Origin of the sequence: Burkholderia sp. SCN-KJ, assembly GCF_024656005.1 — a bacterium.
Taxonomy (GTDB): Bacteria; Pseudomonadota; Gammaproteobacteria; order Burkholderiales; family Burkholderiaceae; genus Burkholderia.
The window spans coordinates 1-11,932 of sequence record NZ_JANKOG010000007.1; the positions used below are offsets into that span (position 1 = coordinate 1).

Annotated in this window: 12 protein-coding genes; 2 read left to right on the top strand and 10 right to left on the bottom strand. The window is 67.4% G+C overall.

The genetic code is table 11. The features are described 5' to 3' along the window. A partial coding sequence (locus tag NQV17_RS13230) for a hypothetical protein (RefSeq protein ID WP_257772634.1) occupies positions 1 to 271 on the top strand: 271 nt, incomplete at its 5' end. A 50-nt stretch (positions 272 to 321) separates the two neighbouring features. Here NQV17_RS13230 and NQV17_RS13235 read toward each other — a convergent pair. Genes NQV17_RS13235 through phnS form a run of 7 tightly spaced genes read right to left on the bottom strand, consistent with a single transcriptional unit; the run spans position 322 to position 7,613 of the window. Beyond that, on the bottom strand, positions 322 to 873 hold the full coding sequence (locus tag NQV17_RS13235; protein WP_257772635.1) for a phosphonate degradation HD-domain oxygenase: 552 nt from the start codon (positions 871 to 873) through the stop codon (positions 322 to 324). Positions 874 to 877: 4 nt separating this feature from the next. After that, positions 878 to 2,332 carry a phosphonoacetaldehyde dehydrogenase gene (gene phnY, locus NQV17_RS13240; protein ID WP_257772636.1) on the bottom strand — a complete coding sequence of 485 codons (1,455 nt, stop codon included), beginning with the start codon at positions 2,330 to 2,332 and terminating at the stop codon, positions 878 to 880. Further along, positions 2,329 to 3,639, bottom strand: coding sequence for a phosphonoacetate hydrolase (phnA, locus tag NQV17_RS13245; protein WP_257772637.1), 1,311 nt, complete (start codon positions 3,637 to 3,639; stop codon positions 2,329 to 2,331). Before phnA ends, phnY begins: the two co-directional genes overlap by 4 nt. After that, on the bottom strand, positions 3,636 to 4,496 hold the full coding sequence (gene phnV / locus NQV17_RS13250; protein WP_257772638.1) for a 2-aminoethylphosphonate ABC transport system, membrane component PhnV: 861 nt from the start codon (positions 4,494 to 4,496) through the stop codon (positions 3,636 to 3,638). The genes phnA and phnV overlap by 4 nt, the downstream gene beginning before the upstream one ends. Further along, on the bottom strand, positions 4,486 to 5,406 hold the full coding sequence (locus NQV17_RS13255) for a 2-aminoethylphosphonate ABC transporter permease subunit (protein ID WP_124489363.1): 921 nt from the start codon (positions 5,404 to 5,406) through the stop codon (positions 4,486 to 4,488). The genes phnV and NQV17_RS13255 overlap by 11 nt, the downstream gene beginning before the upstream one ends. Next, on the bottom strand, positions 5,384 to 6,487 hold the full coding sequence (gene phnT, locus NQV17_RS13260) for a 2-aminoethylphosphonate ABC transport system ATP-binding subunit PhnT (RefSeq protein ID WP_257772639.1): 1,104 nt from the start codon (positions 6,485 to 6,487) through the stop codon (positions 5,384 to 5,386). The genes NQV17_RS13255 and phnT overlap by 23 nt, the downstream gene beginning before the upstream one ends. 34 nt (positions 6,488 to 6,521) lie before the next feature. Then, positions 6,522 to 7,613, bottom strand: coding sequence for a 2-aminoethylphosphonate ABC transporter substrate-binding protein (phnS, locus tag NQV17_RS13265; RefSeq protein ID WP_226115160.1), 1,092 nt, complete (start codon positions 7,611 to 7,613; stop codon positions 6,522 to 6,524). A 255-nt stretch (positions 7,614 to 7,868) separates the two neighbouring features. Between phnS and NQV17_RS13270 the strand changes: the two genes are divergently transcribed. Next, the gene (locus NQV17_RS13270; protein ID WP_257772640.1) at positions 7,869 to 8,978 is read left to right on the top strand and encodes a 2-aminoethylphosphonate--pyruvate transaminase; all 1,110 of its coding nucleotides are present in this window, start codon (positions 7,869 to 7,871) and stop codon (positions 8,976 to 8,978) included. A 102-nt stretch (positions 8,979 to 9,080) separates the two neighbouring features. Here the strand turns inward: NQV17_RS13270 and NQV17_RS13275 are convergent, their stop codons facing one another. Genes NQV17_RS13275 through aroQ form a run of 3 tightly spaced genes read right to left on the bottom strand, consistent with a single transcriptional unit; the run spans position 9,081 to position 11,766 of the window. Next, complete coding sequence (locus tag NQV17_RS13275; protein WP_124489359.1) at positions 9,081 to 10,421, bottom strand: MFS transporter; 1,341 nt, start codon at positions 10,419 to 10,421, stop codon at positions 9,081 to 9,083. Between the two features lie 38 nt (positions 10,422 to 10,459). Continuing rightward, entirely contained in the window at positions 10,460 to 11,314 is an 855-nt protein-coding gene (locus NQV17_RS13280) for a shikimate dehydrogenase (RefSeq protein WP_257772642.1), read from the bottom strand. Then, positions 11,311 to 11,766, bottom strand: a complete 456-nt coding sequence (gene aroQ, locus NQV17_RS13285; RefSeq protein WP_044845730.1) for a type II 3-dehydroquinate dehydratase — start codon at positions 11,764 to 11,766, stop codon at positions 11,311 to 11,313. The genes NQV17_RS13280 and aroQ overlap by 4 nt, the downstream gene beginning before the upstream one ends. Between the last annotated feature and the right edge of the window lie 166 nt (positions 11,767 to 11,932).

Sequence of the window (11,932 nt, forward strand, 5' to 3'; positions counted from 1 at the left end):
GTCTGCGAGAAACTTCGTGCTTCTCAGCAGCGCTGCGTTTTCAGCAGCAGAGAAGCGAGATTATGAACCGTCTTTTTCAGTTCGTCAACAACTTTTTAACTACTTCGTTGCGACGGCTGGGGTTCAACTTCGTGTGCGCCGGGGCTCGTACAACCCGCCCTCCACCGCACCGCTTCCCTTCTTCCCCCGCGCTGCGTTTCCGTTAGCGCGAAAGAGGCGTGATTCTAAGCACCTGCCGGCAATCGCGCAAGGGGTTTCGCGAAAAATATAAGGCCCCGCACGCTGCCGCGTGCGGGGCCTTATATGGATGCAGCCGAATCGTCAGGTCATACGCACCTGGCGCGCCACGATCTCCATATAGTGATCGAGACCCGGCGTCACCTTGCCCGCCTCCTTGGCCGTATCGTCCCAGCGGCGCAGGCGCAGCGCGTCTTCCGCGAACGGGCGCTGCAGGAATGCCGCCGTCTCCGCTTCACTGAAGATGCCGCCCTGCAGCGCGAGGCTACGCACCGAATCCGGCGACAGGCTCTCGAAGTAGCCGGCGTCCGTGCGGCACAGGCAACGCTTCGCGTCGACGTGCAGCCGGATCGGCTCCAGAACCGCGTCCGAAAACAGCGGCCGCAGGAATGGCAACACGTAATACTGATGCAGGTCGTCGATCCCGCGCGCGCTCGGCGTCTCGCCCTGCCGATTCAGCAAATGGCCGAGGTCGTGCAGGAACGCCGCCGCGACTAGCGCGTCGTCAGCACCCGCCTCCTCTGCCAGCAAGCCGCTCTGCAACGCATGCTCCAGCTGCGTGACGGGTTCGCCGCTGTACGCGACGTGGCCGTGTTCGCGATACAGCCCGCGAATCTCGTCTACCGTCAGTGCCATCCGCTCACTCCCAAGGCAGCGAAAACGTCTTCAGGTTCGTGAAGCTCTTCATCGCTTCCTGAACGCCTTCCTTATAGCCGAGCCCCGAATCCTTGATCCCGCCGAACGGCGACAGCTCGATCCGGTATCCGGGCACCTCCCAGACATTCACCGTCCCGACGTTCAGCTCGTTCACGAACCGCACGACCGCGGCCGTACTGTCCGTACAGACACCCGACGACAGCCCGAACGCCGTGCCGTTGCTGATCCGGATCGCGTCGTCGATCGTGTCGAACGCGATGACGGGCGAAACGGGGCCGAAGGTCTCCTCGCGCACGATCGTCATCGACGGATCGACGTTGTCGAGCACGGTCGGCGCATACAGCGCGCCGCGCCGCACGTTGCCGGTCAGCAGGCGCGCGCCCTGCGCGACCGCCTCGTTCACACGCGCCTCGAACAGCCGCGCCGCCACGTCGTCGATCACCGTGCCCATTTCGTTCGCGGAATCGAACGGATCGCCGTACTTCCAGGCGCGTGTCTTCTCGACGAGCAACTCAGTGAACGCCGGCGCGACCGAGCGCTGTACCAGGATCCGCTTGACGGCCGTGCAGCGCTGCCCCGAATTCCGGTACGAACCGAGCACGGCCAGCGATGCCGCACGTTCCAGATCGGCATCGTCGAGGACGATCAGCGGATCGTTGCCGCCCAGCTCCAGCACGATGCGCCGATAGCCCGCCCGCGCGGCGATCGCCTTGCCGATCGACACGCCGCCCGTAAAGGTGATCAGCGATGCATGCGGATGCGTGACGAGTTCGTCCGCGATTTCGCGCGGGTCGCCGGTCAGCACCTGCAGCATCGGCTCCGGCAAACCGGCTTCATACAACAGGTCCGCCAGATAGAACGCCGACAGCGGCACCTTCTCCGACGGCTTCACGATCACGCGGTTGTTGGTCGCGATCGCCGGCGCGATCTTGTGCGCGACCTGGTTCATCGGGTGATTGAACGGCGTGATCGCGACGATCACGCCGTCGAGCGGCTGGCGCTGCGAGAACACGCGGCGCGCCTTGCCGTGGGGCGTCAGGTCGCACGAGAAACTCTGCGCGTCGTCGCGCAGCGCCTCGACCGACGCAAACTTCAGCACGTCGGCAACGCGACCGATCTCGTAGCGCGAATCCTGTTTCGACAATCCCGACTCGAGCGTGATCAGGTCGGACGCCTCCTCGGCACGCTCGCGCAGCAGCGCGGCCGCGCGCTCGAGGATCTGCGAACGCTCGTAGCGCGTGAGCGCGGGCCGGTACGCCATCGCGTAGTCGAACGCGGCGCGCACATCGTCGACGCTCGCCAGCGGCGCCGTACCGACGCGCGTGCCGGTGTACGGATCGGCGACGTCGAGCACACGGTCGCGCGTCGCGCGCGTGCCGCACCAGCGCAGCGCCTCGGCGCGAAACGCGGGGTGATCCTGTCGGGGGTGAGCCATCATGTCGCGACCCGATTCAGCACGAAATCGAAGACGTCGAAGTTGCGCGGACGACGTGCAGGGTCGTCCCGCTCGATCCGACGGTTGAACAGCAGCGGCACCTCCTGCTCGGACACGCCGCCGTGCGAACGCAGCGGCACGGTCAGGCCGGACAGGTCGTGTTCGCGCTCGCGCGTGCCGAGCGTCATGTCGCGCCGACCGATCACGACGAGGTCGCCGATCCGGTCGGCCGGCAGTTCGAAGCGCGCGGCCGCTTCCGCGTTGTCGAGTACGAGCTCGACGCCGTCGAGCCCGCCGACGCGCCACATCGCTTCGATCCGGTCGACGCCGGGCGCCAGGTAGACGGTCGCGAACGAGCCGAGCGCGCCGTGGTGCACAACGTACGGATCGGTGATCGGCAGGATCACGCGTGCGGCCCGCGCACCGAACCAGCCGTCGAACGCATCCTGAAGATAGATCACGTTCGGGCGGCCCGTGGCCGGATCGTGCTTCGCGTTCATCCCGTGGTCGGCCGTGAGCCCGATCGCCCAGCCGAGCGCGTCGAGCTGCGCGAGATAGCGGTCCATCATCGCGTAGAACGCGTTCGCGCCAGGACTGCCCGGCTCGCACTTGTGCTGCACGTAGTCGGTGGTCGACAGGTACATCAGGTCGACCTGGCGCGTCTGCGCGAGCCGCACGCCGGCCGCGAACACGAATTCGGACAATGCCGCGCTGTACACGTCCGGCGACGGCAGGCCGACCCAGTCGAGCACGTCGACGATCCCGTTTTCCGCGAGATTCGCCTGCGCGGCCTTCTCGGCGGAAAAACAGATGCCGTTCATCTGCCAGCCGAGCAGCCGGCGCAGCTTGTCCTTCGCCGTGACGACGGCCACCCGCGCGCCGGCGTCGGACGCCGCCGCGAGCAGCGTGCCGGCCCGCAGGTAGGCCGGGTCGTTCATCATCACTTCGGCGCCGCGACCGCCGTCGGCAACCGGATCCCAGAAGTAGTTGCCGCAGATTCCGTGGACCGACGGCGGCACGCCGCAGACGATCGACAGGTTGTTCGGGTTGGTGAAGGTCGGCACGACGCAGTCGGCGCGCCACGCGGTGCCTTGCGCGATCATCCGGCCGATGAACGGCGCGACGCCCGCTTCCACCGCACGCTCGAGATAGTCGTACTCGCAGCCGTCGACGCAGATGACGACGGTCGGTTCGACCGGTAGCCGGTAGCGTCGGCCGTTGACGTCGACGGAACGTCCCGCGAGATCCGCCGAACCCTTGCCCGCGGCCGATTGCTCGCCGGGCTGTCGCAATGCGAATGCGGCGTTCATGATGCCGCCCGCTTGCCGCGCGGCACGCGCGCGGCGATCAGCAGCAGCGCCGCGAGCGACGCGCCGAGCATCAGCAGCGACAACGCCGAGGCGGGCAGGTAATAGCCGCGCTCAACCTGGCCGATCACGACGATCGGCACGGTCGCGAAACCCGGCGGGTAGACGGTCAGCGTCGCGCCGAGTTCGCCGAGCGACAGCGCGAAGCCGAGCGCGAGGCTCGCGCGCAGCGCCGGCACGAGCTGCGGCAGCAGCACGCGGCGCAGCACCATCGCGGGCGGAGCACCGAGGCTCGCCGCCGCTTCGCGCAGCACGGTCAATTCCGGGCGCAGCGCGGCGGCCGCGCAGCGATAGCAGAACGGCAGGATCAGCGCGAGCTGCACGAGCACGACGATCGCCGCGGAGCTCGACAGGTCGAGCGGCTTCTGGTGATACGCGATCAGCACCGCGAGCCCGAGCACGACGCTCGGCACGCCGTTCGGCACCATCACGAGCGCGTCGACGACCGCGCCGAGACCGCGCCGGTCGCGTCCCTCGAGTGCAAGCGCAAGCCACAGCCCGAGGATCGTGCCGATCGCCGACACGCCGAAGCCGATTTCGAGGCTCGTCAGCAGCGCGTCGTATTCCGGCGACCCGAGCCGCTCGAACCAGCGCAGACTGTAGCCGGCCGGCAGGATCGTGCCCGACCATTGCGTCGACACGCTCGACAGCGCGACGACGACGACCGGCAGCACGAACAGCCAGAAGCAGGCGAACGCGGCCAGCGCGAGCACGGCGCGCGACGCATGCTTGAGCAGCGTGTCGCTCCAGCCGATCCGGTGACGCGGCACGGCTTGCCCGATACGGAATTCAGCGGACATCGTTCCCTCCCGTCGCACGCCGGTTCACCCGGCGATAAACCGTATAGAGCGCCAGCGACAGCGCGAGCATCACGACCGCGCCGGCCGACGCGGTCGGCAGGTCGAGGTCGACGGTCGCGCTGCTGTAGATCGCGACCGGCAGCGTCACGAGCCGCGCGCTGCCGAGCACGAGCAGGATCCCGAACTCGTTCAGCGTCAGCAGGAAACACAGCACCGTGCCGGCGGCGATGCCCGGCCACGCGATCGGCAGCACGACGCGGCGCGCGAGCATCCAGCCGGACGCGCCAAGGCTGCGCGCCGCTTCGATCAGGCGCAGGTCGAGCGTCGCGAACGACGCGAGCGTCGGCCGCACGACGAACGGCGTATAGAACACGGTCTGCGCGAGGATCACGCCGCCGATGCCGAACAGGAAGTCGAGCGGCGGGTTCTCGAGATGGAACAGGTGCTGCAGCGCGATGCTGATCGAGCCTTGCGAGCCGTACAGGAAGATCAAGGTGAACGCGACGAGGAACGACGGGAACGCGACGTACAGTTCCAGGAAGCGCGTGACGAGCGACGCGCCCGGGAACGGCTTGAAGAACAGCAGCGCGGCCAGCAGCACGCCGAGCACCGATGCGGTGCCGGCGCTCGCGAACAGCACGCCGACCGTCGTCAGCAGCACGTTGCGCGTATCGGGGTTGCCGAAGAAGGTCCGGTATGCGGCAAAGCTCAGCCCGTGATCGCCGGACACGCTCAGCAGCACGAGCCGCACCAGCGGATAGACGACGAGCGGGCCGAGCACGACGATCGCGAGCGCGGCGAGGTGCAGGTCGCCCATGCGCTTGCGGCGCCGCGCGGCGGCGGCATGCGCGGCGGCCGACGCGAGCACGTGCGGCGGCAGGCCGGCTTCAGGGCTCGATAAGGACGACATCGTCTGCCTCGCAATGCAGGGACACGCGCGCACCGCGCTCGGGAGCCGCGCCGCGGCCGCGTTGCATCGTCACGCGCACGGGTTCGTCGGGCGCCGCGTCGATCATGACCGCGATCGACAGGTCCGCGCCCTGCCATTCGACCGACGACACCGTGCCGTGCAGGCCGCCCGCCGCGAGCGGCATCACGGTCAGCCGCTCGGGGCGCACGCACGCGACCTTGCCGCGCACGTCGTGACGCGGGTCGCCGAGCGGGAAGATCACGTGCGGCGGCAGCAGGTTGGCCGGGCCGAGATAGCGCGCGACGTAGCCGTCCCGCGGCGCGTCGTACAGCTGCTGCGGCGTGCCGAGTTGCGCGATGCGGCCGTCGCGCATCAGCAGCGCGCGGTCGGACAGCACGAGCGCGTCGTCGCGGTCGTGCGTCACGCAGACGACGGTCAGGTTCGGCAGCCGCTCGTGCAGCGCCTTCAGTTCGCTGCGCACCGATGCGCGCAGGTTGGCGTCGAGCGCCGACAGCGGCTCGTCGAGCAGCAGCACGTCCGGCTCGATCACGAGCGCGCGCGCCAGCGCGACGCGCTGCTGCATCCCGCCGGACAGTTGCGCGGGCAGATGGTGGCCCGCGTCGCCGAGCTGCACGAGCTTCAGCGCGTCGGCGACGCGACGCGTCACTTCCGGCGACGCCATGCCGCGTGCGCGCAGCCCGAATGCGACGTTCTCGAACACCGACAGGTGCGGGAACAGCGCGTAATTCTGGAACAGCAGACCGAGATTGCGCTTGTGCGGCGGCGCATGGGTCAGGTCGCGTCCGGCCACGGTCAGCGTGCCGGTCAGGCCGTCGGCCTTCACGAACCCGGCGATGAAGCGCAGCAGCGTGGTCTTGCCGCAGCCGCTCTTGCCGAGCACGGTCAGAAATTCGCCGGCGCCGATCGACAGCGACAGATCTTCCAGCACCGTGCGTGCGCCGTAGCGCACGCTGAGGTGCTCGATCTGCACGCCGCCCGGCGCGCCGGACCGCAGCGTGGCGTACGGTTCGGCGGCGCCGAATGCGCCGGGATGGGTCAGGGTGGTTTCCACCGGGTTCATCCTCTTGCTCACTAATACAGGCAGCGTGCGCCGATCACTTCGGCTTGACGACATCGAGCTGCTTGCCCGAGCTGCCGATCACGTCCTTCTTCCAGCGCTCGATCCACACCGGCTTCTTCGCCATCACCTGGGTCCAGTCGACCGGGATCAGCTTCACGCCTGCGATCGCCTTCTTCACCGCCTCGCCGTTCTTGCCGGCCAGCGGCACGTCCGTGCGGCCCGGGATGCCGTACATGTCCGGCACCTTCGACTGCACGTCGGTCGACATCAGGTAGTCGATCAGCTTCTTGCCGGCGTCCTGGTTCGGGCCGCTCTTGATCAGGCCGATGCCGTACGGCAGCTGGAACGTGGTCGGCTGGTCGCCGTCCTTCGCGGACAGGAAGATCGGCTTGACGGACAGCGCGCCGTGCTCGGCGTCGTCGAGGTCCATCTGCAGGTCGCCGTTCGCGACGCTGATCTCGTTACGCGACAGCAGCACGTTCAGGTAGCCGGTGCCCTTCGTGTGGAACTTCACGCTCTGCGACAGCTTCGCGAGGTAGTCGAACGCCTTGTCCTCGCCCATCAGCGACGTCGTCAGGATCAGCACGGCCATCCCGTCGCCGGCGGTGGCCGGGTTCGAGTACGCAACCTTGCCCGCGTAGGCCGGCGACAGCAGGTCGGCGAACGTCTTCGGCTGGTTCTTCACGACGTCCGGGTTGATCGCGAACGAGAAGTAGTTGTTCACGAACGTCGCCCAGGTGCCGTCTTCCGCCTTCGCGATCGCCGGCACGTTCTTGTAGTTCACGCTCTGGTACGGCTGCAGCAGGCCCATCTGGCCGGCTTGCTGGATGAACGGCGGCAGCGTGACGATCACGTCCGCCTTCGGCGAATTCTTTTCGATGTTCGCGCGGTTGACGACCTCGCCGCTGCCCGCCGTCACGATGTTGACCTTGACGCCTTCCTTCTTCTCGAACGCCGGCAGCACATCGCGATAGAGGTTCTCGAGACCGTCCGCCGTATACAGCACGACCGCGTTCGCCGCGTGCGCGGGCATCGCGGCGCCTTGCAGCAGACCGGCGGCGCAGGCGGCCAGCGCGAGCTTGCGGAACGCGCCGGCGGCGGCGCGCGAGGAATTCTGCAGTGTCATCTCACTTCTCCGTAGGCGGAACACCAGACGGCCGGTGCACGATCCGGCTCCTGTCAGTCGGACAGACCGACAACCGGCCTGCCTCGCTGCCGCGCTGCAGGTGGTTTCGCGCGGCAACCGAAGGATCACAGCGTTCGATGACACCGCCGTGACGCGCGCCACAATTTCCAAAAAATGACACATTTTGCCAATATCATGCAAGTCATTCAGAAATGCCGCCCTGGCGTTTCATCCGATCTTTGCTGGAGAAAAATGATGCCGGACCCGATTCTGCTCACGCCCGGCCCACTTACCACGTCCACCACAACACGCCACGCAATGCAGCACGACTGGGGCTCGTGGGACGCCGCTTTCAATCAATTGACGGCGAGCGTCTGCGCGGATCTCGTCGCGATCGCACGCGGCGGCGACGCATACGTGTGCGTGCCGATGCAAGGCAGCGGCACGTTTTCGGTCGAAGCCGCGCTCGGCACGCTGGTGCCGCGCGACGGCGTCGTGCTGGTGCCGGACAACGGCGCGTATTGCGCGCGCATCCTGAAGATCCTCGGCCGGCTCGGCATCGAGGCGATCGCGTTGCCGTTCGGCGAGAACGCGGCGGTCGACCCGGCGACGGTCGAAGCCGCGTTCGCGCGCGAGCCGCGCATCACGCACGTCGCGCTGGTGCACCTGGAAACGAGTGCCGGCATCCTGAATCCGCTCGACGCGATCGCGGCCGTGTGCCGGCGGCACGGCAAGCGGCTGATCGTCGATGCGATGAGTTCGTTCGGCGCGCTGCCGATCACGCTGGCGGACAGCGGGATCGACGCGCTGATCTCGGCGAGCGGCAAATGCCTGGAAGGCGTGCCGGGGATGGGGTTCGCGATCGTGCGGCGCGCTGCGCTCGACGCGTGCGAAGGCAACTCGCGGTCGCTCGCGCTAGACCTCCACGATCAGTACGCGTACCTGTGCAAGACGGGCCAGTGGCGTTTCACACCGCCGACCCACGTGATCGCCGCGCTGCGCGCCGCGCTCGACCAGTACCTGGCCGAAGGCGGCCAGCCCGCGCGCGGTGCGCGCTATGCGGAAAACTGCCGGACATTGATCGAATCGATGCGCGCGCTCGGCTTCACGCCGTTTCTCGACGCCGGCGTGCAGGCGCCGGTGATCGTCACGTTCCATGCGCCCGACCATCCGGCCTACGACTTCCGCCGCTTCTACGACGCGGTGCGCGACGCGGGCTTCATCCTGTATCCGGGCAAGCTGACGCAACTCGAGACGTTCCGCGTCGGCTGCATCGGCGCGATCGATGCCGGCGACATCCTGCGGGCGGTGGCGGCGATCGCGCAGGCGGTCGAATCGCTCGGGATCACGATACAGCACGCGTGAGCGCGGCGGCCTGAACCGCTCCGCAGTCGCGAACGGATACAAAAAAGCCCGGCGACCCACAGGTCGCCGGGCGAACGCACCGAGAGTGCGTGGAGCCGGTGCTTACAGTTCGATCCGCTTGATATCGCCGACGACGAAGATGTACGACAGCGCACCGATCAACGCGATCACGCCGATGAACACCAGCGCACCGACGAACGAGCCGGTCGACGCGACGATGAAGCCGACGACGAGCGGCGTGATGATGCCCGCGAGGTTCGCCGCGAAGTTGAAGATGCCGCCGGTCACGCCGAGCAGGCCGTCCGGCGCGATGTCGGACACGAGCGTCCAGCCGAGCGCGGCCATCCCCTGCGCGAAGAACGCGACCGACATGATCGCGATCACGGCTTCGTTGCTTTGCACGTAGTTCGCGAGAATGATCGTCGACGCGAGCAGCAGGCCGGCGATGATCGGCAGCTTGCGTGCGAGGTTCGCGGACTTGCCGCGGCGCAGCAACCAGTCGGAGAAGATCCCGCCGAACATCACGCCGACCGACGCGGCGATGAACGGCATGATCGCGAAGAAGCCGATCTTCAGCCAGCCCATATGGCGCTCGGTCGCGAGATAGGTCGGGAACCAGGTCAGGAAGAACACAAGCGTCGAGTTGCCGGCGAACTGGCCGAGGCAGATCCCCGCGAGCTGGCGCTTCTTCAGCAGCTGGCCGGCCATCGCCCAGCTGAACTTGGCCTGGGCGGGCTTGCCGCCCTTGTCGCCGTCCTTGCGCGCGCCGTGCACGAGACCGCCGCCCGCTTCGATGTACGCGAGTTCTTCCGAATTCGCGGCCGGATGGTTGCGCGGCTCGTGATAGAACTTCCACCAGACCAGGCCGAACACGATGCCGACCCCACCGACGACCCAGAACAGCGAACGCCAGCCGAACGCACCCATCAGCGCGAACAGCACGGGGCTGAAGAACGCGAGACCGATGTACTCGCCGACGGTGTAGGTGCCGGTCGCCATCGCACGTTCATTCTGCGGGAACCACGTCGCGACGACGCGGCTGTTGGTCGGGAAACACGGCGCTTCCGTCACGCCGAGGCCGAGCCGGCATGCGAGCAGCGTCCCGACGCCGGGCACGAAGCCCTGCAGGAGCGTGCACAGCGACCACAGCGTCATCGACCAGTAATAGGTGATCTTGCTGCCGAAGCGGTCGAGGAACAGGCCGCCGGGCACCTGCATCGCGACGTACGTCCACGAGAACGCGGAGAACATGATGCCCATCACGGCCGCGTTGATGCCGAGCTCCTTGGTGAGCTGCGGCGCAGCCACCCCCAGCACGGTACGGTCGAGATAGTTGATCATCGTGCCGATCGCGAGCAGCGCGAGGATCTTGTAGCGCGCCGAGGTCCGCCGGACCGTACCGGCCGCCGCGGGCGCGGCGTTCGTGTGGGTGGTGTGCTGCATGGTTGTCTCCTGGTCTATTTTTCAGCTAGTCGGTAGGGTCAGCGTGCGACTAGCGACTGAAAGTGTTCGAACATCCGTTCGTCGTCCGGCGTTCGTCCGGTGAAGATCTCGAACGCATCGACGGCCTGGTACACGGCCATCCCGCCGCCCGGCAGCGTCGCGCAGCCGGCCGCGCGCGCGGCGCGGATCAGTTCGGTTTCGAGCGGGAAATACACGATGTCGGCGACCCACATGCCCGCGCGGAGCAGCTCGGCCGGCAACGGCAGGCCCGGATGCTTGGCCATGCCGGTCGGCGTGCAATGGATCAGGCCGGTCGCGGCCTGCATCGCGGCCGCGAGATCGCTGCCCGGCGTGACCCGGGCGGCCGGGAAGCGCTGCTGCAGTTCACCCGCGAGCGCGGTGGCGCGCGTGCCGTCGACGTCGACGATCGTCAGTTCGGCGGCACCCATCTGCAGCGCCGCATGCGCGACGGCCGCGCCCGCGCCGCCCGCGCCGAGCTGCACGACACGTTCGAGCGACGCATCGGGCAGCCCGCGGCGGAACGACTTCGCGAAACCCGACCAGTCGGTGTTGTGGCCGATCCGCTTGCCGTCCTTGAACAGCACGGTGTTGACCGCGCCGAGCGCGCGCGCGTCGTCCGACAGTGCGTCGAGGTGCTCGATCACGCGCTGCTTGCACGGATGCGTGATGTTGAGCCCGTTGTAGCCCATCCGCTGCGCGGCATCGAGCAGTTCCGGCAGCGCGTCGGCGGTCACGCCGAGCACGTCCAGATCGATGCGCCGGTACACGTAGCCGAATCCCTGGCGGAAGCCTTCTTCCTCGTGCATCGCGGGCGACAGCGAACCGCCGATGCCCTGGCCGATCAGGCCGATCAGAAAAGACGGGCGGCTCATCGTGCGGCTCCTTGGGCAAAAATGGTCGACAGGCGCTGCAGCGCGAATACGTAGCCTTCGGTGCCGCAGCCGCAAATCACGGCTTCGGCCACCGCCGACACATAAGAGTGGTGACGGAATGCCTCGCGGCGATGCACGTTCGAGATATGCACCTCGATCACGGGTTTCGCGATCGCGGACAGCGCGTCGGCCAGCGCGACCGACGTGTGCGTGTAGGCGGCCGGGTTGATCACGATGCCGTGCGTGTCGTGACGCGCGGCATGCAGCCAGTCGATCAGCTGGTGCTCGGCGTTCGACTGGCGGAAGTCGATCTCCAGCCCGAGCCCGTCGGCCGCCGTGCGGCAACGCTGCTCGAGGTCGGCGAGGGTCTCCGCGCCGTAGATATGGGGCTCGCGGGTCCCCAGCAGATTCAGGTTCGGGCCGTTCAGCACCAGCACCTTGTGCTTGCTCATGGTGTTTCTGCTCCTAAAACAGGGGCGAATCGCTAGTCGACTTCGCCCTCTGACGTCAAGATTTGGCGCTAGTGTGCGCTTGCGCAAGCGCAATGTCTTTTCGGGTTTTCGCTAATTTGTACCACCTAGTTAGTTTGTATAATTTCACTCACTCCCCTAGTAAATT